Below are 22309 nucleotides of genomic sequence, written 5' to 3'. Positions count from 1 at the left end.
CGTCCTCGGGCGATAGAGGGCGAGCCTTTTGTGGGCGGCGAGTCAGGCCGGGGCCGTCTGCGCGCCCCACTGGATCTATTCGGCCCAGGCATGCTCCAGCTGGGTGCGGAAGGTGGCGGGCTCTCGCCCGATCAGCTCGGCCAGCGTCGAGTCGACAGCGGTGAACTCGCCATTCCGCGCCGCGGCGAAGATGCTCAGCATCAGGTTGCCGATCGGGGCCGGGGCGCCGTGCGCCAGGACCTGCTCGCGGAAGGCGTCGTCGGGGACGACGGTGCGGGTGAAGGGCCGTCCGGTGGTCTGGGACGCGATCTCGGCGACGGTGTCGAAGTCCAGCGCCGCCGGGCCGGTGAGCGGCGGGGTGGGCCCCTCGAAGCGGTGCTCCTCGGCGAGGATCGCCGCGGTGGCCTCGGCGAGGTCGTCGTGGCCGGTCCAGGCGACGGGGCCGTCGGCGGGAAGGGCGATGTCGCCGGTGTGGCGGGCGGACTCCAGGAACTGCAGGGCGCTGGAGGCGTAGAAGCCGTTGCGCAGCGCGGTCCAGGGCAGGCCGGTGGCGCGCAGCAGGTCCTCGGTCTGGGCGTGGTCGCGGCATGCCTGGAACCGGGAGTCGTGGGCGGCGCCCATCTGGCTGGTGTAGAGGATGCGGCCGACGCCGGCCTTCACGGCGGCGTCGATGGCGGCGCGGTGGCCGCTGACGCACTCCTGGCCCGTGCGGTCGAGGGAGACGAGGAGCAGTTGCTCGGCGCCCTCGAAGGCGTGCACGAGCGAGGCGGGGTCGTCGAAGCTCCCCTGCCGGACGCGGACGCCGCGGTCGGCGAGGTCCTGGGCCTTGCGGGGGTCGCGGACGCTGACGCCGACGCGGTCGGCGGGGACGCGCTCCAGGAGGCGCTCGACGATGCGGCGGCCGAGCTTTCCGGTGGCTCCGGTCACGATGATCATTGGGTTCTCCCGACACTATTTCCGCTGGAATCGCTTCAACGGTAACACTGGAAATTCCGGTGGAACCAAATCTTCGGTACCATCGGTTCATGGCTACGCGCGACTCCACCGACACCCCTCGGCGCCGCATCGTCGAGGCGGCCGTCGAGCTGCTGGAGAACGGTGGCCCTGACGCGATGAGCACCCGCGCGGTCGCCGCCGCGGCCGGAATGCAGCCGCCGGCGATCTACCGCCTCTTCGGCGACAAGGAGGGGCTCCTTGAGGCCGTCGCCGAGCACGGCTACGCGCAGTTCCTGGAGAGAAAGCGCGCGCAGCTCGACCCCGCTCCGCAGGACCCGGTGGAGGAGCTGCGCCGCGGCTGGGACATGGTGGTCGAGTTCGGGGTCTGTCGCCCCGAGTTGTTCGCGGTGATGAACAGGGCCACCGGCCGGGGATCGGACGCAGCACACCGCGCGGGCCTGGAGATCCTCCATGGGCGGGTGCGTCGGCTGGCGGCCGGGGGATGGCTGCGGGTCGACGAGGAGCTGGCCGCCCAGATCATCCAGGCCACCGGCCAGGGGGCGGTCACCACCTGGCACTCCACCCCTGCGGACCGCCGCAATCCGGCGCTGTTGACCGTCCTGCGCGAGTCCATGGTCGCGGCCGTCACCCGCGCCGAGCCGACAGTCCCCACCGCGGAGTCCGGTCCCGCCGCAGCGGCCCGCGCGCTGCGCGCCGCCCTCCCCGACGACGCCGATGTCCTGAGCGACGCCGAGCAGCGCCTGCTGCGTGAGTGGCTCACGCGCCTGGCGGCGGACGGTGGCGCGCCGCATGCCTGATCGCGCTCAGGCGCCCTCGTGCAGGTTGAACCTTCCGAGGAGAGATCGTGCGATGAAGCGGTGTCCACCAGATGAGACAGTGGGCGACCACACGGCTCCGGCTGGCTCCCCCTTGCCCATAACGCGCCTCCAGCCTTGATCACGTCTCCGCCGCCCACTGTTAACAACGCTCGTGGTCAATACAGCTAGATCTCGTCGGAGTCGGGCACGGACAGAAGATGCTCAGCGCCGCCTTCGAGCTTCTGGGCCATGTCGGCCGAGCGCGGGAGCATCGACTTCTCGTAGCTGTGTACAGCGTCGTCGATGGTGGAGGAGTGGACGAGTGCGAGCGCGAGTTCGCTGGCGTCGAGCATCGCGAGGTTGACGCCGACGCCGAGCGGCGGCATGAGGTGTGCGGCGTCTCCCAGGAGCGCCACGCTGGGCGAGTGCTCCCATATGTGCGGCACCGGCAGGGCAAAGAGCGGACGGTCGACGTAGGCGCCGTCGTTGTCAGTGATCATCCGGAGTATCTGCGGTGACCAGGCCGCGTACTCGCTGAGCAGATGCCCGCGGATGCCCTCGGTGTCCTCGGGGCGAAGCCCGTTCGCCGCGATCCAGTCCACGGGGACGCGCTGCATGATGTAGACACGCATGTGGCCTCCGCTGTTGCGCTGCGCGAAGAGGCCACGCTCGCCGTCGGCGATGTGAGCACTGCCTTTCCCGACCAGTTGGGAAAGCTCGGGGTGCGCGTGCTCCATGTCGTCGAACCATGCCTCGAGGAAGCTGACCCCGGTGTAGCGCGGTGTCGCCGACGACACGGCAGTGCGGACGCGGGAGAAGGCACCGTCCGCACCGATCACAAGATCCGCCTCAACGGCCGTCCCGTCGGTGAACGTCAGCGTTCGCGGCCCGTCGGCCGGTCCGCTCACCGATTCGAGAGTGCGCCCCCGCTGAACCGTCCCCGCGACGAGTGAGCGCAGCAGGAGATCGCGAAGCTGTCCGCGGTCGATCTCGGGGCTGACCGTCTCGCCCTCGTCCGGCAGATGGTGGTCAAGGACGCGCCCCGCCGGGTCCATCTGGCGCATTTCCTGGCCCTCGAGCCTGGCGAGCGCGAAGAACTCCTCCAGCAGGCCCGCTTCACGGAGTGCGAGTTGGCCGTCTTCCTCGTGCAGGTCGAGCGAGCCTCCCTGGTTGCGGGAGTTCGCCTCCGGATCGCGGTCGTAGACCGTCACCGGAATGCCGTGCTGCTGCAGGATGCGCGCGCACGTGAGGCCTCCTGGGCCGGCACCGATGATGCTGATCCGCGCACTTGCGGGCGTCGGAGAGTCCACGGTGGATTCCTTTCGTCGGTCGGGGGTCCCGGTGACGCCACGGCGCGGCGACGGCCGATGCCGCGACCCCCGCGACCTCCATGGGGCGGCAACCCCTGTGGAGACCACCAAAGCAGAAACGAGTCCATAAGTGCAACGGTTACAGTTTCTGTGTCGCTCCAGTTTCGGAATGCGTGATGCCATGCCCGACTCTCCGACCGTTGGCCGTCGTGAGCGCAAGAAGGCCGCGATGAGGCGGACCATTGCCGACGCCGCCCCGGAGCTCTTCCTGGAGCACGGCTTCGAACGAGTGAGCGTCCGCGATATCGCCGAAGAGGCCGACCTATCGGCGACGACCCTCTTCGCGCACTTCCCGACCAAGGGGGCACTGGTCTTCGACCGCGACGAGGACGTCGAGGCGGAACTGGCCGCCGCAGTCCGTGAACGGCTCAAGGGCCACAGCGTGCGGTAACGGGCCCTGTCGGTGACGCAGTCGATGACGTACTGGCAGCCATACGCCTCGTATTGAGCGGGTCGGCGGGCGGGCGACGCGGGAAGTGGAGAGCCCCGGCCGGTCGGGGGAGGCCGACCGGGGCCGTCAGGGGGTGGCGTGCGGAGAGCGATCGCCTCGCGGCGAGTGCTCCATGGGGCTTCAGCCGGACGATCGTCCCCATGGGCGAGGGGTGAGCCCCGGGGACACCGTCCCCTCCGCGGACACGTATAGATGAACGGTCAATGACTTCCGCTTGTTCCGCTGCCGGTATTGCCCGCCGCGTGATGTGGGACATGCCCGCACCCCGGCATGCCGGATGGGGGAGTGGTTCGTAGGCTGATGCTGCTCGGAGTTCGACGTGGAGGTCTGCCATGCCCCGAACCATCTGGTCAGGCGCGATCAGCTTTGGTCTGGTGACCGTCCCTATCCACGTGGTGAGTGCCACGGAGGACCACAGTGTGCGTTTTCACCAGTACCACCTGGAGGACATGGGCCGGGTTCGGGTGCGCAAGTACTGCGAGCTGGAGGACCGTGAGGTCACGCAGGACGAGATCGGCAAGGGCTACGAGTTGTCGAAGGACACCGTGATCCCGGTGCTGGATGAGGAACTGCGCGAGCTGCCGCTGCCGACGGCGAAAGCGATCGAGATCGAGGCGTTCGTGCCGCTGGCGTCGATCGACCCGATGGGGATCGGGGAGGGCTACTACCTGCAACCGGACGGGCAGGTGGCGGCCAAGCCCTACAAACTGCTGCGCCAGGCGCTGGAGCGTTCGTCGAAGGTGGCGGTGGCGAAGTACGCCTGGAGTGGGCGCGAGCGTCTGGGCATGTTGCGGGTGCGGGAGGAGGCGATCGTGCTGCATGCGATGCGCTGGCCGGACGAGATCCGCGACCCGTCGGAACTGGCCCCGCAGGGAATAGAGCTGTCCGAGGATGAGATCACCGAGGCCGAGCAGCTGATCGACCGCCTGACCCGCGACGACCTCGAGGGCGAGGAGTTCCAGGATCACTACACCGAAGCCCTGCACGAGGTCATCGAGGCGAAACAGGAGGGGCACGCCCCTCCTGAAGCGCGTGAGACGGAGGAGGAGCCGGGCAAGGTGCTGGATCTGATGGCCGCCCTCCGGCAGTCCGTGGCCAAGGCGAAGGCCTCCCGCGGTGAAAGCGGCGAGGCGGACGTGCACGAGCTGCCGCGGAAGAAGACCGCGGCCAGGAAGACGGCGAAGCAGCAGCCCGCCAAGAAAACGTCGGCCAAGAGGACTGCGGCGAAGGAGCCCACGAAGAAGACGGCCGCCAAGAAGACGACGCCGAAGAAACCGCGGCGCAGCGCGTAGGCGCGGCCACGGCCGCGACCGGCTGCGAAGCTGTCTGTCTGTGGGCCTCCGCCCCGAGTTGGGCCGTGGCCCACCCCCGCAGGTTGGTGCGGCTCAGAACCACCTTGGTGCGGCTCAGAACCACCGACACTCCCTGGCGTCTGCACGCTCGGTTTTGCCAAGCGAAGCGCTGAGCGTCCCGAGAGCGGTGGTACGGCCCTCCGCGGGGTGGCTTGCCGTGTCGAGCGGCTCGTACGGAGCGCGGCTCGGGGGCGTCACCCGGCCGGCTCACCTCTGGAATGGTCAGCCATCAAGTAGTGGCCGTCCTTGATGTCCGCGGTCAGCGGAAGGTTCGTCGGCCGCCATCCCAGGCGGCCCCTGCGGCAACGCGCTCGACGTCGGGTTGTCTATCGACACCAAGGGGCCGAGAAATCCGAAGTGTTTGCCTGCGTCCTCGGTGGCGATGCTGACGGCCGGCAGCTTCAACTGACGGCCGATGGCCTCAGCGATCTCCCGGAAGGGCACCCCCTCTTCGCCGACTGCGTGCAATCGTGACCCGTGCGAGCTGGCTCGCACCACTGGGCCCCTGTGCGGGGAACCGACGAAATGAGGCTCTCGAGGTGACGGAATGCGCGGTGCGGGGTCAGCGGCCGATACGACCGCCGCGTGGCCACGCACGCGCGGCGCGTCGGGCTGGTGGCGGTCGCCGCGACGATGCGGCCCCGGCCTGCGACCCGGACGCCACCGCCCTTGAGCCGGCCGGGACGGGTTCATGCCGGGCCGCCCTTGCCCGGGCTCTGCGGGAGGCGATCGGATCGTGAGTTCAGCGCCGGGCGAGTTCCTGCTGCCAGACGGGGCTCTCGAAGTAGTGGTTGTCGAACTGCTCGGAGCTGTCGCGGATGTCCTGTACCGAGGCCTCGCCCTGGTACACCCGCTCCAGCAGCCGGTAGTAGTCGAACCGGTCCATCCCCGGAGTGAAGACGACGAGCATCTCGGCCTCGCTGTCCGGGGCCGGGGCGAAGGCATGCGGCACGGTCGGCGGGACGGTCAGAAAGTCGCCCTGGCCGAGCGTGAGGACCTGGTCGTCGAGCAGGATCCGCATGGATCCGCTGAGCACGTAGAACATCTCGGTTGCCCGGGTGTGGAAGTGTGCGGGAGCACCGGGCGAGCCCTTGTGCAGCGTCGCGCGGTTGGCGGTCAGCGCACTGCCGGTGGTGTTCGCGTCGGCCAGCAGCGTGATCAGGCTGGTTGCACCGTCCTGCAGTGTCTCGGCCTCGCCGGCGCGGACGAGGACGGGCTTCGGGGCACTGGTGAACGTCATGGTCACTCCTGGGGCTCAGTAGTTGCGCCGACCGGTGTTCCCGGCGACACCACTGAATCTAGGCTCCGGAGAGACCCATGTGAGGGTGCATTGAAGGCGTGAAATCATGGGTCAATCTGGCGGCCGGTGCGCGGGGCGCGCATCGAGGGCATGGCCGACGGAGTCCGCGTCCTCGGTGAACTTCCCCACGTGCGTAGAGCCCTTGTCCTCCAGGCCGCGGCCCATGTCATGAAACAGGGGCGCCCATCCGACTACATCCCGCCACAAGGAGTGGACCGTCAGCCGACTGGCAGCGGATGCGTTGGGGCGAGGGAGGGGCGGCATGTTGCAGGGGCGGTAAGTTCGGCTGTCACCGGCGTTGAGTGCCTGCAGGGCCGGGGCAGCGGATCGGCGCAGACGGACAGGACCGGCAACGCTACCGCCGGTGGCGACGGCAGCAGCGCTGTCAGCGGCATCGACTACACCTGACCAGTTCGGTTCGGCTAAAGCACGGCCCAAGGCAAGGGGGAGGGTTGTCGCGTGGGCGGAGGAGACAAGCGTCCCCAAAGCCCCGTGGCGGCCGCCGACCCGCCACCTAGCGGCCTGATCAGCACGGTGCCGGGTCATTCGACAGGCAGCCGGGCCGTCGATCACCTGACATGTGTGGCGATGGCCCGTGCACACTCCATCGACTCGGCATGTGTGGTGTCGACCTCGAGGTCATAGACCACGCCCCGGTGGACCACATCCGCCTGCGACGCGGCCATCCCGATGACCCGATCGCCTCGTGCGATCTCACGGCCTGCGGCAACGGCACCGTCACAGCGGACGCCGACCCACAGCACCCGCAGGTCGCGCAAAGCCTTCTGCCACCGCTGCTGCGAGTCCGCTCCGCCGAGGAAGACCTCGTCGACGATGACCCGGGCGCCCGCACGGGCCATCGCGGCGACCCCCTCGATCCATGCCGCTTCCAGCGTCCGGAACTCCGGTCCGACGATCACCTCTCCGTCCGGAGCGAACTCGATCCCCGCATCAGAGGCCTGCATGGACGCGGGCATCGCGTCAACCAGCGTGTCGGTCCCGAGAGCCAGCCACGGATCAGGCAAGACCGCCTGCAGACACCGGACGATCCCGGACTTCCCCGAGCTGGAACCACCGTTGAGAACGATCACGTCAGCCATCACCGCGCCAGAGTAGTGGCACCGCAGCACCCCTCGAAACGGATTTCCGCGCACGCTGCCCGCCTCCTGCAACCCGGTGAACCTTCCCGGTCAAAGCGGTAGCGAGCCGCCGCGCTCCCGTGAACTCAGGCCTCAGGCCTCAGGGAAATGGGCTGGATGGGACATCCTGCCGTTCCCAAGGCCGCAAGCAGTGGAGATCGTTGTCTGAGAGGGGGCGGAGGACGGCGCTGCGTCTCGTGCGGTTCCCACTGACTCGTTGATCGCGACGGCTGGAGAGGACGCCGGCGTTGAGCTGCGTGAATGAGGTGCGGCCGCACGGGCTGCCGGAGCAGCCCGTGCTCCCCCCGAGTGAACGACCCAGCCACCGCTTCTGGGGACGGCGGCGATAGCCGACCGTGGTGGTGGGGGGGTCCGAGAGGTACGAGCGGGCGGCTCCGGTAGGTGGTGGGGACGGTCCTGTCGCTGAGTGGGAACGGCTTCCCGCGCCCTGAGACGCGGCAGCTTCTCCAGTTGGCGATCTGGGAGCGGCCGGTTGGCGAAGCCGCCGCACGTCGCTCCCTTCAAAGGCGCATCGCCCGCATCGGCCCCTCGAAGCAGGCCCCTGGCCACCAGCCCGAAACCCGTCAACTGCGCGCCGCCCAAGCTCTCTTCACGGTCTCGCCGACGAACCCCTCGGGCGGCTGCGGCTGAGCCTCCTGCGCGAGCAGTAGTCGCTCCCGGAACGAGGGGTGGTGGGTTGCCGGCTGAGAGGTAGTCGGCTCAGCTGTCGCCCGCGTCATCCGCTCACCTCTTCGCGGTGGAAGGGAGGAGGCCGAACAGGTCGGCGATGACCAGGGTGGAAGGGGTGGTGCCCACCCGCTACGCGAACGCCTGGGCGACGGCGAGGCTGTCCTCGTAGACATGGTGCCGCGTGACAAGGCCGTCTTCGACGGTGAGGTGCAGAGCGAACCGCGCGCGATATGCACGTCCGGTGGGCCGGGCGGTCTGGCGGATCTCGCCGAGCACGACCACGTCGTTTCCGTCGATGAGGATGCGCTCGACCTCGGTCGCCGCGTGCTCCGGCACGTGGTGCGCGGCAAGCTCGCGAAAGTGTGCGGCCACGTCGGCCCGGGTGGACCGGTGACGGATCCACGGCGTGGCAGTACGGCCGTGCTCGGCCTCTGGCCAGTCAAGCTTCCAATCGCCCTGCTCGGCATACAGATCGGCGATGCGCTCGGGGTCGCCCTCGCCGATTCTGCGCAGCAACTCCTCAACCACGGTGCGCGTGTTCGTAGGTGCGGCTTTGGACATGGCTGACCTCTCCGTCCTGGTCCGCGTCCTCCGACGCGGAGAGATCGCCAATCCTGCCGATGCAGGCAGGCCGAGGCGATTACCTCTGAGGTAGGGCAAGCGCATCACCAAGCTCCACTTGATGCAGCTCAGTGCCCGCGTCGGTGACAGTGCCGGATGCAACAGGTGGCATCGCCGAATCGAGCGAATCGGCAAACCAGAAGGCCGGTGTCTTGACGGTCCGTTCCGGCGGGACGCCCAGTGCCGAGCACGCGTCCGGAGGGTGACTGGCCGCTCGGATCGGCCTGGGTGCCGTCGGGGCATTTCAGGCAGCGGCCCAGGAGCATGAACAGCAGGCAGAACACGTAGCCCCCCTTCAGCGATGCCGCCGTCCAGCCAGTGACTACCCTCGAAAAGTTGCTTTCCGTGACTCCAGGAGGAGACCGTCATGGCCCAGCCGTTCCCGCCCGTCGAACCGTACGCGCACGGCCTCCTCGATGTCGGCGACGGCAATCGGATCTACTGGGAGACCAGCGGCAGCCCCGACGGAAAGGCGGCCCTGTGCGTGCACGGCGGCCCTGGCGGCGGAGGACGCCGCGGCAGCCGCAGGATGTTCGACCCCGAGGTCTACCGGATCGTCCTGTTCGACCAGCGTGGCTGCGGTGAGAGCCTGCCCCACGCCTCCGACCCGGCCGTCAGCCTCGTCCACAACACCACCGAACACCTCATCGCCGACATGGAGCGGCTGCGCGAGCACCTGGGCATCGAGCGCTGGCTCCTCTACGGCGGCTCTTGGGGCTCCACGCTGATTCTCGCCTACGCGGAGCGCCACCCCGATCGGGTCTCGGAGATCGTCATCGTCGGCGTCACCATGACCAGACCGGAGGAGACCGACTGGCTCTACCACGGTGTCGGACGCCTGCTGCCCGGCCCCTGGGAGGCGTTCCGCGACGCGTTGCCGGTGGCGGACCGGGACGGCAATCTCGTGGCGGCCTACAACCGGTTGCTGAACAGTCCCGATGACGCGGTCCGAACCAAGGCTGCGCGGGACTGGTGCGCTTGGGAGGACGCGGTCATCGCCCACGAGGCACTCGGCAAGCCGGGCCAGTACAGCGACAAACCCGACGATGCGCTGATGGCCTTCGTCCGGATCTGCGCGCACTACTTCGCGGACGACGCCTGGCTCGAAGATGGACAACTGCTGCGTGACGCACACCGGCTGGCCGGAATCCCCGCAGTGCTGATCCACGGCCGACTCGACCTGGGCAGCCCGCTGAAGACCGCGTGGGAGCTGTCAAAAGCTTGGCCGGATGCGGAGCTCAAAGTGATCGACGACTCCGGTCATACGGGCAGCCCCTCGATGCAGGACGCGATCCTGGAGTCGACTGAGCGGTTCGGCAAGAACGGGCGCTGACCGCCTCCGCGTCCGTATTGATCACCAGGACCACGTCAGCACCGTATGGCCGAGCCCGTACCAGCCGCATTCGGCACCCGTGCGGTCCACGACCACTGTCACCAGGTGGGGCGCTGCCTGTTCCACTGCGCACGTACCCGCGGTCCACCTGGCCAGCGTTCTCCCGCCAGCTCGGCGAGATCGCCCGCTGCGCACACGCGGCCCGGTCGCCGACCTCGCATACAACACCTGGAGCGAAGCGGTAGCCACGTCCCCGGAGGACATCGCCGCCGACCTGGAAAGTGTCGGCCTCGACGGCAACGTGTCCTCCTCGTAGGGACGTTCCCGACGGTAGCGACGGGCGGCTCCCGTGCAGTCACGCGCGCAGGCCCCACTCCTGGGCGTTGTAGATGACCAGCCCGTTGGTCGGGTTCGCTCGCACGTTGGCGAAGCGGTCATCCACGACGAGCAGGCTCGGTTTCTGGCACAGGGGCAGCGAATACGCCTCGTGGGAGAGGACCTCGTCCGCGCGGTTGAGCAGTTCGTGGGCCTTGACCAAGTCGAGCGTCTCGTTCGCCTCGCCGATCAGGCGGTCCACCTCGGCGTGGGAGAAATGACCAAAGTTCATACCGCCGCCGGTGGTCCACATGTCACGGGCCGGCCCGACCCGCAACGGGCTGCCGATCCAATTGAACGCCACGATGTCGTAGTCGCCGGCCACCATCGTGCCGGGCCGGTCGGTCGGTTCGATGCGGACCTCCAGCCCGATGTGGCGCAACTGATCGCGCACCAGCTCGCCGGTGCGCCGGCGCATGACGTCACCGGGCGCGTGCCTGAATCGCAACACGGCGACGGCCGAGCCGTCCGGGGTCCGCAGGCGGCCGTCGCGGATCGTGTATCCGGCGGCATGCAGCAGCCGCTCGGCCGCCGCGATGTCGCCACTGCCCTGGCCGGTGCCGGTGATCACGTCGCGGTAGGCGGGCTGCCCCAGATAGAAGTTGTGGCTGTTCGACGGTTTGACGTCCGGATGGAAGGTGCCGACGGTCTCGGCCAGGATCTCGTCCCGGTCGACAGCCGTGAGGATCGCCCGACGCAGGCCCGCGTCGGCGAGGAACGGATTGCGGGTGTTCAGGTCCAGATGCTCCCAGATCAGCCCCTGGCTCAGCTCGTACCGGACACCGGGCATGTCACGGAACGCGTCCACGAGCGCCTTGGTCGGATGCGGGGTGGACATGCCGTGCACCACCCGGTGACGCACCGCGTCGACGAGCGCCACCGGGTCGCTCACCACCCGGAACACGACGCGGTCGAGGCTCGGCACGACTCGGCCGTACCAGTTCGGGTTCGCAACCAGCACCACCTCGACGCCGGGCTCGATGTGCTCCACCTGGTACGGCCCCGCCGACCAGGTAGGTACCACCTGGTCGAACGAGGCGAACGCCGCAGCAAGACCGTCGGCTGTCCCGAGGTCACCGGCGCGCGCCGCGATGTGCGCCGGATACAGGTACGAGAACATCGCGTCCCAGTCGGGAAACGCCTTGCCCGGCGCGAGCGTGACCACGACGGTGCGGCCGTCGTGGTCGCCCTCCACGGACTCGATCAGCTCGTACCCGGCATGGGTCGACGGCAGGCACGCGGGGCTGTGGTGCCCGCTGGACACGCGCCAGGTGTAGCGGAAGTCCTCGACTCCGACCGGGGTCCCGTCGTTCCAGCAGGCTTCTGGTCGCAGCCGGTACACGATGGTCTGCGGGTCCGTCGCGACCAGCTCCGGCTCACTGGCCAACAGATCCTCGTTCCAGTGGTTCTGCAGGTCCGGGAACGCGACGTACGGGCTCGGCGTGATCAGTTGCAGCACCATGCCCGTCTCGACGACGTTGCCGACCGCTGAGAGCAGGTTCCAGTTGGGCGGGGTGTTTCCGACCGCATGCACGTAGGTGCCGCCCGGCTTGACGGCCGTCCGGTTCGAGTCGTTCAGCTCCACGGTGATCCCTTCACTCGGTTGATGTTCAGCACCGGAGTAAGCCCCCAGCTCGTCGCCGACCAGGCCGTGCACGGCGCCCAGCATGGCGCTCGCGTAGCCGACCGCCAGGTCGTCGCCGCGGGTCACGGTGGCGATGGTGTGCGTGTTGACGGCGAGGTAGGTACAGCCGCCGGCGCTGAACATGCGGGCCGCAAGATCCGCGTCGACACGATGTGCGGGCTAGGTCCTGTCGTCACATTCCCGTCGTCCGCCCGAAGGGCGGGCCCCGCGGCGTCATGGGGGTCCCCCCTGTTCGAGCGCAGCCGAGAACTTGGGGGAGCGTGCATGACGTCGCGGGGCAGACGGGAGTTGGACGACAGGGCCTAGGCGCCGAGGCAGCGGAACAGCCGAATCACAAGGTCCTCCTAGCTCGCGGATGCGTCGGAACGTACCCGCGGCTGGTTCGGGAGCAGTTACGCACGCGGCATCAGCGACGCGGCGTCGGCATCGGCGTCACGGACCACGAGGGGCGGAAACGTGAACGATCCGTTCGAAGACCAAGACGGCAGCTACGTGGCGCTGATGAACGACGAGGGTCAGTACAGTGCACGCAGGAGATGGCGCCGGTCCCAGATCAACGTGCGGTCCAGCAGTTCTCGCCCGCAGGTCTGCACCCACCGCTTCATGACCGAGTTCATCCTCGGTATCCGGACGCCGCTGAGCACAACCTCGATGCCCGCGTCCTCGAGTACCTCGTCGAACAACTGCGGGAACTTCCCATCCCGGTCCCTGATCATGCAGCGCGCCCGGCAGCCGGCGTCCACGTGGTCGACGACGGCGTCACACCTTGACGGACGACGCCGGCGGAGGTGACGAGTAGCGGGCACAGTGGGGTGAAGCCGACCCGGCGCAGAGGCCGGTCAGACCGCCCCCAGGTCGGGCAGCAGCCCGGAGATCACGAATTCGGTCGTCCCGGTGCAGAACACGGTCAGACCGAGGCCGCAGACCGCGACAGGCACCGCGAACACCGCTCTTCCGACAAGTCATTCGGGCACAATTCGCGTTCATCCGCCCCGGCACACCAACAGACCCATGACCTCGTTGTGGCAGATCCACACCATCAGGCGCGAAGGAACTACCCAAAACCCCTTACCCTGTGCCGGCGACATCGTCATACACACATCCGGCGAAGATCTTGTCGATGAGTTCCATGGTGGGTTCCGAGAGGAGCACCCCGGCTGCAGACGCCGTCTGGTTAAGCTGTTCAGGGGTGGAGGCACCGACCAGTGCTGAAGTGACACCGGGCCGGTTGAGCACCCACGACACCGCGAGCTGGGCTGGCGTCATACCTTGGTGCCGGGCGAGCCTGGCGAAGAGTTGCACCCGCTCCAGGATCGGCTCCGCCATGAAGTGGTCCATCACGAGCCTCCCGGTGGGGTCCGCGGCCCTGGAATCTGCCGGGGGCGGTTCGCCGGGCGCGTACTTGCCGGTCAACAGGCCCTGTGCGAGAGGCCAGAAGGCCACCGTGCCGATGCCGAGGTCCTGGCACAGCGGCACAACGGCCTTCTCCGGGACCCGCCACAGGACGCTGTACTGCGGTTGACTGGCGACCGGAGGCCGGACACCCACTTCAGTTGCCGCCGCACAGGCCGCGGCGATCTGCTGCGCCGTCCACTCACTGAATCCGTAGTGGGCGATCTTGCCTTCCTCGAGGAGTTCCCCGAAGGCCGTGAGGGTCTCCGCCAAGGGTGTGCGGTCGTCGAACCGGTGGGCGCTGAGCAGGTCGATGTGTTCGGTGCGAAGAGCCCGCAGGCTGCGCTCGACACCTGCTCTGACGGCTGCGCGCGACAGCCCCGCCACCGTGCCCCCGGGCTCGTAGTAGACCTTGGTGGACAGCACGTAGGACTCTCTCGGCGCACCCCGCAGGGCGATGCCCAGTGCCTCCTCCGCGTCACCGTACGAGCCGGCAGTGTCGAACAACGTGATGCCGAGGTCGCGGGCGGCACCCACGAGGCGGGCGGCGCCGCGCCGCCCGTCCCGCGACAGGGGGCGCCAGGTGCCGAGGCCGACCTCGCTGACGACCGGGCCGCCGGCTCCGAGGGTACGGTGGCGCATCGTCTCACTCCCCGTTGCCGTCCGCGTGCAGCGGATTCCAGTGGCCGATGTCCTTCTCTACCGCGTGGGCGTGACGTCCGTCGCCGGCCACGGGCTGCATGGCGTGGATGAGTGGATGACCGTCAGCGGACCGCTCGGGGTGTGCGTCATCGGCAAGCAAGCTGGCTCCTCGGCGCTTCACGACCCGGAGGTCCCGGGCCGGCTGGGACGGCCGGCGCCCGGGAGGCGCCGGCCGCGCGTGCCCCCTGCGGGGTGCGCACGGATGTGCGACGGAGTCCCGGCCTCAGGTGTTGAGCTCGTGCCAGCCGGTCAGTTCGATCAGTTTCTCGGCCAGCGCCCTGGGGGTGCGCCGCTGGTCCAGCTGATCGGCAGTGAGCTCGACGCCGTAGTAGTCCACGATGCGTTTGAGAACCCGGCTCCTGGCAGGCTCGTCCCCTCCGAGGGAGTAGAAGTCGTCTTCTGCCGAACACTTGGCGACGCCGATCTCCTCGCGGAAGAACCGCGTGATGATGCTCGCGAAAATGTCCAGGTCACCGTGGACGACGGTGTCCCTGCCCCGGACCGCGACCACGAGGGACAGGCGCCTGCGGTCGGTGATGTTCGCCTTGCTGCCGTGAATGGTGCCGCCGTCGAACAGAGCTGCTGACCCGGCCGGGATGTCGGGTTCCACGCGCATGTGCTCGATTCGCTCGAGCAGTTCGGGCTGGACCTCCGGTAGACCGTCCGGGTGGAAGATGTGGGGTGCGAGGCCGAAGCGGTGGCTGCCCCGGTAGAAGACCATGCCCGAGTTGTCGTTGGTGACGTCGTCGAGCGCTATCCACAGGTGCAGGTACTGCGGCGGGTCGACGGGCCCCGCGAACAGCTCCTGGTGCATGCGCAGCGGCTTGCAGCCGGGGCGCTTGGGGAAGGTCTCCAGGTAGAACAGCGCCGGATCCCAGTCGACGACCCCACGGAACAGATCGAAGAAGCGGTCCTGGTTGCCGAAGCGGTTGAACCACTCGTCGTAGCGCTGTATCTCCGTCATGTTGCGCAGTACGCCGTCCTCATGGAATTCGTAGTGCACACGGGGGACGTCCGCGAGCACCTCCCTCTCATAGCGCTCGAGCTGCGCCCGGGTCTCGGCGACCTCGTCCTTGCTGAGGAGGCTGTCGATGAGGACCACACCGTCGCGTTCCAGGCGGGACTTGACGGACGGGTCGTCGATGGTCACGAAGTCCACTGATCACTCCTCTTCCGCGTCTGCTTCTGCGGCTGCGGCTTGCTCGGTGGGGGCAGTGACGGATGCGGCCCCCGCCTCGTGGGTTCTGGCGGGCTGCTCGTCGCGCTCTTCGCCCCTCTGCTCGGCGTTCTCCTCCGCCTCCAGCGCCTCCAGTGCCTCCAGGTACTGGTTGCGTACTTCGGTGAGATCGTCCTCGTTGAGGATGCGGGAAAATGACGTGGGCACCAGGTCAGCCTTTCTGTCGCGATAGGTGTTCGAGGTCCGAACCGGCCCCGCCGCAGCGGGCGAAGGCAGCCAGCAGGTCTTGTTCCGCCGCGGCGAACGCCGTGCCCGACCAGTCGGCGAGCCGGTGGTGTGTCACCCCGTTGAGTTGTCCGTTCTCGGTGAACAGTTCGAGCACCAGGGCCAGCGAAGTCGGGTCCACCGCGTCGCCCTCCTGGGTGACATAAGCAGCGTCGAGCCGCCCTCCCGGCAGGTCGCGGCGCTCGTCGCGCGGGGGCTGCAGGGCGAAGGCGACCTGCGGCAGAGTGTTCGGTCCGCTGGGCAGTTTGCCACGTTCTGCCAGGATGCTCAGGCTTACCTCCGTCGGCATCTCCTGGTGAGTAAGAGCCTCGGCCATCGCCTCCTTCGTCAGCCTGACGAGGTGCGCGGCCGTTGTCCCTCCGGGGCGGTCGACGGTGACGTGGACGGAGTTGGCGAAACAGCCCACGGTGCCCTCCGTTCCGGCCAGGCCCCGGTTCGAGGTCTGGATGGCCGCGGCCGGAGTGCCGTCGCCGGTACGCCGTGCCGTGAAGTCGAGAACAGCGCTCAGCAGGACGACGAACAGAGTGGTGTCGCAGCGTGCCGCCAGCGCGCGCAGGGCGCGGGTGAGGTGCGCGTCAACGGTGAACGGCCGTGCCCTGCTGATGAAGCTGCGAGCCCGTCCCGAAGCCCCCGCCGGGGAGAGCGAGGGCGTGGGCGAGCGACGCAGCGAGGCGCGCATGGCGTCCAGGTGAGCTTCAAGACGGTCACTGCACAAGGTGGCGTGCTGCCATTCGGTGAAGTCGGCGTAGTCCATGGCCAGCGGGGGCCGCGCACTGGCCTCGCCCAGGCGGCAGGCGTACGCGTGGGCGAGGTCGTCGACGAACAGCCCCTGGGACATGCCGTCGAACACGATGTGGTGGAAGACGGACACGAGTACCCACGCGCGCTCGCCGGTCCGGGCGAGAACGAAACGCGCGGCCGGACCGGCACCGGTCAGATCGAAGCCGCGGAGCCGCTCGCGGCGCACCCGTGCCCGCAACGCCGGCTCACCGCCGTCGCGCAGATCGGCCTCGGTGACGTCGGGACCGATGTCGGCGAAGCGCTGGGCCGGCCGGCCGTCGTGAACACCGAACACCAGCCGCAGTGCGGACTGCCGCGAGACGGTGTCCTCCAGAGCGCCCCGCAGCGCCAGGACGTCGATATCGCCGGTGAACCGCAGGACGCCCACGTTGTTGAAGAGCCCCGCGCCCCCGGTGGCGGCATTCATCTTGTGCAGCGCGCGTTGGCTGAGTGCCAGCGGGAACCAGGTGCGGCGCCGGCGCCGGGCCACATCGGCGAGGGAGCGCCGCGGTGCGACGGGCGCTGCGCGCAGTTCGTGTATCACCCGGGCGACCGCCGCCGGTGAGGCGTCCCGGTACAGTTCGGCGAAGGGGATACGGACGCCGTACTCCTTGCCGAGCAGTGCCAGGGCCCTGGTGGCGAGCGCCGAGTCTCCACCGAGTTGGAAGAAGGACTCGTGCTCTGCGCAGGCGGGCACGTTCAGGAGGTCGCAGAACACTGCTCCCACCGTTGTGGCGACGCCGTCGGCCATGAGCTCTCCCAGGGTGATCGATCCGGTAGCGGGGCGGAACGAAGACGGTGCCGGGAACGGTAACGCCCCCCAGTTAGCCTCCAGTTATGGGCCGTGCGCCGAGCCGTGCCGAGGGGTGGGCCGGTGAGCCCCCGGGCCGGACATGAGGCACCGGCATGGCCCCGCGGACACGTCCTGGTCCGCGTCCCGGCATGCGGCCGACGTCACGCGTACGCGCGAGCCTGTCTCTCGTAGAGGTCGCGGTAGATGCTGTCGCGCTGTGCCATCAGGTCGCCGTGCCGGCCCAGTTGGACGATGCGCCCGCTGTCGACGACGACGATGAGATCGGCGCCACGCGCTGTGGAGAGGCGGTGTGAGGCGAACAGCGTGATGCCGCCCGCTGCTGCCGCACTCTGCCGAGCGGCGTCGACGTAGGCGCTCAGCAGGGCGTCCTCGGCCAAGGGGTCGATGGCAGCGGTCGGTTCGTCGAGCACCAGGAGGCACGGGGCGCGCCGCATGCAGGCGCGGGCGAGAGCGATGCGCTGCCACTGCCCGCCGGACAGCTCGGTACCGGCGTCGAAGGAGGCGCCGAGTTCGGTGGCAAGGCCGTTCGGGAGGCGCTCGACGAGGTCCGCGGCGGCTGCACGCTTCACCGCTTCCCACACCCGCGCGGCTTCGTCGGCGTGCGGAACCGATCCGGCGCCCACGCTGTGCTGGACGGTGAACTCCAGTCGGCTGAAGTCCTGGAAGCAGCCACTGGTGCGCGCGTACCAGGCCTCGAGGGGCGCCTCCCTGAGATCCACGCCGTCGACGGTGATGCGGCCCCGCGTGGGTTCGTAGAGTCCGGTGAGCAGTTTGATCAACGTGGACTTGCCCGCGCCGTTGGCCCCGACGACAGCGACCACGGTCCCGGCGGGGAGCTCCAGGTCGATGTCCCTCAGGACGGAGGTGCCGGTGTCCGGGTACTGGAAGTGGACGCCTTCGAAGCGGATCCCCGTGGACAGCCGGGGGCCGGGGGCGGGTGCGGTAGGGGCCGGCCGAGCCACGTCGGCCGCATACCGCTCCAGCCACAGCAGCCGCCGGGACGCGGAGAGGACCTGGTGGAGGAAGCCGGCGAAGACGACGGCTTGGCCGAGCTGGGTGCTGATGGACGTGACGAGCCCGAGGACGAGGACGACATCCCCGAGCGAGGTCGTGCCGCGGGCGAAGTCGTGCAGTACGAAGAACAGGGCGCCGCAATAGCCAACAGCGAACAGCGCCCCGCCCGCGCAGTTCAGGGCCAGGCCGCCCCACACAGCGCGGGTGACGGTGGCGTCGGCGTCCGCGGCGGCGGTGCGATAGCGCTCGCGCAGCGCGGGTCCCAGACCGAAGAGCCGGATCTCCTTGCCCGCGGGCAAGGAGGTTCCCGTGGTGTACAGGTGGCCGGCCAGCCGGGAGGTCGTCGCCGACCGGGCGACGGCGTCGGACCGCTTGCGCTGGCCGCGGCGGGAGGCGAGCAGGGAAGGCAGGGCCAGCAGCGGCAGGAACAGCAGGAGGGGCTGCACCATGGCGAGCACCAGGCCGGTGACCAGTGCGCGCACCACGGCGCCGACGACGAGGGCGAACACGTCACCGCCCTCGGAGAGATGGACGCGTTCCTGCCGCAGCATCTCGACGCGGTCGAGCACCTCCGGATTGTCCAGGTGGGCCACCCCCGGCAGACCACCGATCGTTCGCATCAGCCGCCGGTCGACCACCGCGGCGGTGGCCTCGATCATGCGGACGTTGAGTTCGATGGCGTAGGTGATACTGCCCATGGACAGACCGGTGGCGAGAGTGGCGGCACCGACAGCGGTCCACAGGGCGGTTTGGTCGTGCGAGACGATGGCGTCGACGACGACTCTCACCAGGTAGAGGATGACCACGGGGACGGTGGGCCGTAGGCCGAAGCTGACGAAGGTGATCAGGGTGGCGCGGCGATCGGCTTCAAGGGAGAGCGCCAGCGCGGCACGCAGCGGGCCGCAGCGCGGTCGGCCGGGACGCGTCATCAGTCCTCACCCCGCTCGACGTAACGGTCCGCCTGCACCGTGAACATGTGTGCGTACCGACCGCCCTTGTCCATGAGCTCCTGGTGGCTTCCGCTCTCGGCCACCGCTCCGTCGGCGAGGACGACGATCGTGTCGGCGTGCCGAACGGTGGAGAACCGGTGGGAGACGAGCACGATGGTCCTGCCCTCGGCCGCGGCCAGCAGCAGGTCGTACAGCTCCGTCTCGCCGCGCACGTCGAGAGCGGAGCTGGGCTCGTCGAGCACCAGGGTCGTGCCGCCCGCGGACAGTGCCCACAGTGCACGGGCGAGTCCGACACGCTGCCACTGCCCGCCGGAGAGGTCCACGCCGCCGTACTCGCGGCTGAGGACCGTGGACCAGCCGTCGGGCAGGTCCCGTAACACCTCGTCGAGTCCGGCGGCGCGGGCGACCGCCGCCAGCTCCGGTCCGGTCGCAGGGCGGTGCGGGGCGCCAAGGGCGACATTGTCCCGCAGCGGCAGCCGCCACCTGACCCAGTCCTGGAAGAGGGCGGCGCAGCAGTTCCACCATGTGCCGGGCGGAAGGTCCCGCACGTCGGTGCCGTCGACGAGGACACGGCCCTCGGTCGGCGTGTACAGACCGCACAGCAGTTTGGCCAGGGTGGTCTTCCCCGCGCCGTTGACACCAACGACGGCGAGGGACGTGCCCGCCGGAACGGTGAGGTCGAGGTGGCGAAGTACCCAGGTGCCGGACCCGGGGTAACGGAATCCGACGTCTTCGAAGACGATGGACCGCTGCGGCATGGCGGTGGACGGCGGAGCGGTGAGGGACGGGGTGACCAGGGCGTCACCGCCGCCGGTGCCCGGTCCACGGGGCGTCGGCGGGGCCGCGTCCGGTGGTGCCGTGTGCGCCTCCAGTTGCCGCACGGCCGCGAGTACCGTGCCGCCGACTTCGATGTTCAGCAGATCGGGGGTGACGATGCCGAGCCCCAGCAGCCCGACGCCTGCCACGGCGAACATGACGAACCTGCCGACGCCCACCCGCCCGTCGACCGCGTCCGCCACCAGCAGCACGAACGCGAGTCCCTGCGCGGCCAGGACCACCACGCCGCTCACCAGGCTGACCCGTGCGGCACCCGCGCGGTCACCACGGGTCCTGGCGATGGCCTTGCGCCACTCCGTGGTGTAGCGGTCGAGCAGCCAGTCGGTCAGTCCGAAGGTCCGCACCTCCTTGCCCGCCGAGGCGCCGCACAGGGTGTTCTTCAGGTACATTGCGCGGCGCATGAGGGCGGGGGTGCCTTCGGCGGACTCCAGGGCCCGCTGGTACATGCGCGACACGATGACCATGGCGTAGCCGTAGGCCACTGCCAGCAGCACGGCGAGCCACCAGCGGTAAGCGAGCAGGAGGAGCACACCGGACGCCGCGCCGCCGCGCGCGATGCCGACGTTGACAGCTCCCACCACGGCGTCCCGGACACAGGTGCCGTTCAGTCCGCGGTCCGCGGCGGAGACGATTTCCCTGGTTCGCGCCTCTTCCAGGCGGCCTAGGTCGGCGGGGCGTTCCAGCGCGGTCAGCACACGCTCGGCCAGCCCTCGGTGCAGTCGCCTGCCGAGGGACTCGGCGACCGCCTGGGCAAGCGGAGGCACCACCTGCATCAGCAGGAACACGGCGCCGAGTGCGAGCGCGGCCGCGCCGCCCCCGCCGTCGAACAGGTCCTTCCCGTGGGAGGTGGCGAGCCTCCCCGCAAGTGCGCCAGAGGTGACGGCGAGGGAGGCGGGCAGCACCGCCGCGAGGGCGACCAGACCCGACAGGCCCAGGGTGCCGAGGCGGTCCATGGTCAGCATCTCACCGGTGAGCACGGCGATCGGCGGCGTGCGTCGGCGCATGCCGCCTTCCTCGGCCCCGGCGGACTCCCCGGCGGATTTCTGCCCGCCGCTCACCTCGCTGAGTGGCACGTAAGCTCTCCCTCGGCACATTCCCCGTCGCATTCCACGTGCGGCGGGGCGACGCTATCCACTCGTGGTTTCCGGACGGTTATGTGCGCGACGGCCCCTCGACCGGCCCACAGACGACTCGTCCGGCTCGGCCGGTTGACCTGGGTTGTTTCCCTACGGGAGCGAGGCTGGGCGACGATGGTTGGAGTCCATGCGGTGGTCGTGGATCTATTTCCTGGCACGGAGCTCGTTGGAACCCCGACAGCGTTGGAGCAGGTTCTTCGGCACTCCGGCGACGTTGTTGCGTTGGCATCGCGAGCTGGTCGCCGACCGGTGGACCTACCCCCGCGAGAAGCCGGGCCGACCCGCGATATCCGAAGAAACGCGGGAGTTGATCCTGCGCCTCGCACGCGAGAACCCGCTGTGGGGGGGAGACCGGCGGATACAGGGCGAGCTTGCCCACCGAATCCAGCGACGGCCCGTCTTGGCGCACCCACGGCGACTTGGTACCGGCAAGTCCAGAGCTACGCACCTGTAGACGGCAGTTCGCCTGCCACGCAGGAACGCGCCCGGTCCCTGACCGCCGTACGCGTACGCAGTGCGCCGCGGATTCCGCCGCCCCACGCCGGGGGAGCGGCGGCCGGCCGAAGTACCGGCACGCGCGGCCTCGCCGCATAACCGACGGCTAACTCGGCCGCCCTAGTCTGCGTCGGTATCGGGCGCCCGACACGTGTCCGTCCGGCGACCTCGTGGGAGATGAAGAACATGTCGGCCACGGCCATCGATCTTGATGATCTCGACCTGTTCGTCTCCGGCGACCCGCACGCCGCCTGGGCGCGGTTGCGCCGTGAGGCTCCGCTTCACTGGAACGCCGGCCCGGACGGCACAGGTCATGGGGCGTTGACCCGCTACGCGGATGTCGAGACGATCCGGGCCGGCGACACCGTGACCCTGTGGAATGCACCAGCCAACCGCGATCCGGACGCCTTTGCCGAACCCGATCGACTGGACCTGGGGCGCACTCCCGACCAGCACCTGGCGTTCGGCGTCGCGCATCACCGTTGCGTCGGCATGGGGGCGGCGCGCAGGGAGATCGCGCTGCTGACCGAGGAGATCGTGCGGCGAGGGCTCCGCTGCGAAATACCCGGTCCGGTGCGACGGCCGCGCTCGAACTTCATGCCGGGCATCACGCACCTGCCGGTGACGGTCACGGATGTCTGGTGAGTCGCCCGGCAAGCCGGAGCGCACTGTCTGTCGCCGACCGGTGTCGGTGTTC

18 protein-coding genes and 1 pseudogene are annotated in these 22309 nt (G+C 69.2%); 5 read left to right on the top strand and 14 right to left on the bottom strand.

Annotated elements, in window-relative coordinates:
- Window positions 1-75: 75 nt before the first annotated feature.
- On the bottom strand, window positions 76-936 hold the full coding sequence (locus SAVERM_RS04890) for an SDR family oxidoreductase (RefSeq protein ID WP_010982321.1): 861 nt from the start codon (window positions 934-936) through the stop codon (window positions 76-78).
- 89 nt (window positions 937-1025) lie between these two features.
- Here SAVERM_RS04890 and SAVERM_RS04885 point away from each other — a divergent pair, with 89 nt between their 5' ends.
- Window positions 1026-1754, top strand: coding sequence for a TetR/AcrR family transcriptional regulator (locus SAVERM_RS04885; protein WP_037651579.1), 729 nt, complete (start codon window positions 1026-1028; stop codon window positions 1752-1754).
- Between the two features lie 185 nt (window positions 1755-1939).
- Here the strand turns inward: SAVERM_RS04885 and SAVERM_RS04880 are convergent, their stop codons facing one another.
- Window positions 1940-3064, bottom strand: a complete 1125-nt coding sequence (locus tag SAVERM_RS04880) for an FAD-dependent oxidoreductase (RefSeq protein ID WP_010982319.1) — start codon at window positions 3062-3064, stop codon at window positions 1940-1942.
- Between the two features lie 229 nt (window positions 3065-3293).
- Between SAVERM_RS04880 and SAVERM_RS04875 the strand changes: the two genes are divergently transcribed.
- Both SAVERM_RS04875 and ku read left to right on the top strand, forming a co-directional pair.
- A complete protein-coding gene (locus SAVERM_RS04875; RefSeq protein WP_439654042.1) occupies window positions 3294-3515 on the top strand; it encodes a helix-turn-helix domain-containing protein in 222 nt (73 codons plus the stop codon).
- Between the two features lie 392 nt (window positions 3516-3907).
- On the top strand, window positions 3908-4867 hold the full coding sequence (ku, locus tag SAVERM_RS04870; protein ID WP_010982317.1) for a non-homologous end joining protein Ku: 960 nt from the start codon (window positions 3908-3910) through the stop codon (window positions 4865-4867).
- A gap of 802 nt (window positions 4868-5669) precedes the next feature.
- Here the strand turns inward: ku and SAVERM_RS04865 are convergent.
- From SAVERM_RS04865 to SAVERM_RS04855, 3 genes are all read right to left on the bottom strand, one after another.
- Window positions 5670-6167: a cupin domain-containing protein gene (locus SAVERM_RS04865; protein WP_010982316.1), complete on the bottom strand. Its 498-nt coding sequence runs from the start codon at window positions 6165-6167 to the stop codon at window positions 5670-5672.
- A gap of 629 nt (window positions 6168-6796) precedes the next feature.
- Window positions 6797-7327: a chloramphenicol phosphotransferase CPT gene (cpt, locus tag SAVERM_RS04860; RefSeq protein WP_010982315.1), complete on the bottom strand. Its 531-nt coding sequence runs from the start codon at window positions 7325-7327 to the stop codon at window positions 6797-6799.
- Window positions 7328-8185: 858 nt separating this feature from the next.
- Window positions 8186-8617 carry a nuclear transport factor 2 family protein gene (locus SAVERM_RS04855; RefSeq protein WP_010982314.1) on the bottom strand — a complete coding sequence of 144 codons (432 nt, stop codon included), beginning with the start codon at window positions 8615-8617 and terminating at the stop codon, window positions 8186-8188.
- 427 nt (window positions 8618-9044) lie between these two features.
- Here SAVERM_RS04855 and pip point away from each other — a divergent pair, with 427 nt between their 5' ends.
- Entirely contained in the window at window positions 9045-10010 is a 966-nt protein-coding gene (gene pip, locus SAVERM_RS04850) for a prolyl aminopeptidase (protein ID WP_010982313.1), read from the top strand.
- A 355-nt stretch (window positions 10011-10365) separates the two neighbouring features.
- Here pip and SAVERM_RS04845 read toward each other — a convergent pair whose 3' ends face one another.
- The 9 genes and pseudogenes from SAVERM_RS04845 to SAVERM_RS04810 all read right to left on the bottom strand — a co-directional run bounded on the left by SAVERM_RS04845 (window position 10366) and on the right by SAVERM_RS04810 (window position 21054).
- Window positions 10366-12153, bottom strand: coding sequence for an ABC transporter family substrate-binding protein (locus tag SAVERM_RS04845; RefSeq protein ID WP_010982312.1), 1788 nt, complete (start codon window positions 12151-12153; stop codon window positions 10366-10368).
- Between the two features lie 398 nt (window positions 12154-12551).
- Window positions 12552-12785 (bottom strand): annotated as a pseudogene (locus SAVERM_RS44465) (hypothetical protein); the annotation flags it as partial.
- Between the two features lie 313 nt (window positions 12786-13098).
- A complete protein-coding gene (locus SAVERM_RS04835) occupies window positions 13099-14064 on the bottom strand; it encodes an aldo/keto reductase (RefSeq protein WP_010982310.1) in 966 nt (321 codons plus the stop codon).
- Window positions 14065-14068: 4 nt separating this feature from the next.
- The gene (locus tag SAVERM_RS42675; RefSeq protein ID WP_154696719.1) at window positions 14069-14224 is read right to left on the bottom strand and encodes a hypothetical protein; all 156 of its coding nucleotides are present in this window, start codon (window positions 14222-14224) and stop codon (window positions 14069-14071) included.
- Between the two features lie 123 nt (window positions 14225-14347).
- Window positions 14348-15283 (bottom strand): phytanoyl-CoA dioxygenase family protein, encoded by a 936-nt coding sequence (locus SAVERM_RS04830; protein ID WP_010982309.1) that lies wholly within the window; start codon window positions 15281-15283, stop codon window positions 14348-14350.
- Window positions 15284-15286: 3 nt separating this feature from the next.
- The gene (locus tag SAVERM_RS04825; protein ID WP_010982308.1) at window positions 15287-15508 is read right to left on the bottom strand and encodes a hypothetical protein; all 222 of its coding nucleotides are present in this window, start codon (window positions 15506-15508) and stop codon (window positions 15287-15289) included.
- Window positions 15509-15512: 4 nt separating this feature from the next.
- Window positions 15513-17117 carry a condensation domain-containing protein gene (locus SAVERM_RS04820; RefSeq protein ID WP_010982307.1) on the bottom strand — a complete coding sequence of 535 codons (1605 nt, stop codon included), beginning with the start codon at window positions 17115-17117 and terminating at the stop codon, window positions 15513-15515.
- A 203-nt stretch (window positions 17118-17320) separates the two neighbouring features.
- On the bottom strand, window positions 17321-19123 hold the full coding sequence (locus SAVERM_RS04815) for an ABC transporter ATP-binding protein (RefSeq protein ID WP_010982306.1): 1803 nt from the start codon (window positions 19121-19123) through the stop codon (window positions 17321-17323).
- Window positions 19123-21054, bottom strand: coding sequence for an ABC transporter ATP-binding protein (locus SAVERM_RS04810; protein ID WP_048894535.1), 1932 nt, complete (start codon window positions 21052-21054; stop codon window positions 19123-19125). The genes SAVERM_RS04815 and SAVERM_RS04810 overlap by 1 nt, the downstream gene beginning before the upstream one ends.
- Before the next feature lie 735 nt (window positions 21055-21789).
- On the opposite strand from SAVERM_RS04810, the gene SAVERM_RS41235 reads away from it, so the two are divergent.
- Window positions 21790-22257 (top strand): cytochrome P450, encoded by a 468-nt coding sequence (locus SAVERM_RS41235; RefSeq protein ID WP_010982304.1) that lies wholly within the window; start codon window positions 21790-21792, stop codon window positions 22255-22257.
- Window positions 22258-22309: the final 52 nt, after the last annotated feature.

The sequence above is a fragment of the Streptomyces avermitilis MA-4680 = NBRC 14893 genome (assembly GCF_000009765.2).
In the GTDB taxonomy this organism is placed as follows: domain Bacteria; phylum Actinomycetota; class Actinomycetes; order Streptomycetales; family Streptomycetaceae; genus Streptomyces; species Streptomyces avermitilis.
This window is presented reverse-complemented; position numbering and strand designations above follow the sequence as displayed.

Bases quoted from the DNA above. Each gene is read 5' to 3' on its own strand.
- SAVERM_RS04875 (WP_439654042.1), top strand. From the start codon at position 3,294: ATGAGGCGGACCATTGCCGACGCCGCCCCGGAGCTCTTCCTGGAGCAC.
- SAVERM_RS04885 (WP_037651579.1), top strand. From the start codon at position 1,026: ATGGCTACGCGCGACTCCACCGACACCCCTCGGCGCCGCATCGTCGAG.
- SAVERM_RS04865 (WP_010982316.1), bottom strand. From the start codon at position 6,167: ATGACGTTCACCAGTGCCCCGAAGCCCGTCCTCGTCCGCGCCGGCGAG.
- SAVERM_RS04835 (WP_010982310.1), bottom strand. From the start codon at position 14,064: ATGCGCCACCGTACCCTCGGAGCCGGCGGCCCGGTCGTCAGCGAGGTC.
- cpt (WP_010982315.1), bottom strand. From the start codon at position 7,327: ATGGCTGACGTGATCGTTCTCAACGGTGGTTCCAGCTCGGGGAAGTCC.
- SAVERM_RS41235 (WP_010982304.1), top strand. From the start codon at position 21,790: ATGAAGAACATGTCGGCCACGGCCATCGATCTTGATGATCTCGACCTG.
- SAVERM_RS04855 (WP_010982314.1), bottom strand. From the start codon at position 8,617: ATGTCCAAAGCCGCACCTACGAACACGCGCACCGTGGTTGAGGAGTTG.
- SAVERM_RS04820 (WP_010982307.1), bottom strand. From the start codon at position 17,117: ATGGCCGACGGCGTCGCCACAACGGTGGGAGCAGTGTTCTGCGACCTC.
- SAVERM_RS04890 (WP_010982321.1), bottom strand. From the start codon at position 936: ATGATCATCGTGACCGGAGCCACCGGAAAGCTCGGCCGCCGCATCGTC.
- ku (WP_010982317.1), top strand. From the start codon at position 3,908: ATGCCCCGAACCATCTGGTCAGGCGCGATCAGCTTTGGTCTGGTGACC.
- pip (WP_010982313.1), top strand. From the start codon at position 9,045: ATGGCCCAGCCGTTCCCGCCCGTCGAACCGTACGCGCACGGCCTCCTC.
- SAVERM_RS04815 (WP_010982306.1), bottom strand. From the start codon at position 19,123: ATGACGCGTCCCGGCCGACCGCGCTGCGGCCCGCTGCGTGCCGCGCTG.
- SAVERM_RS04845 (WP_010982312.1), bottom strand. From the start codon at position 12,153: ATGTTCAGCGCCGGCGGCTGTACCTACCTCGCCGTCAACACGCACACC.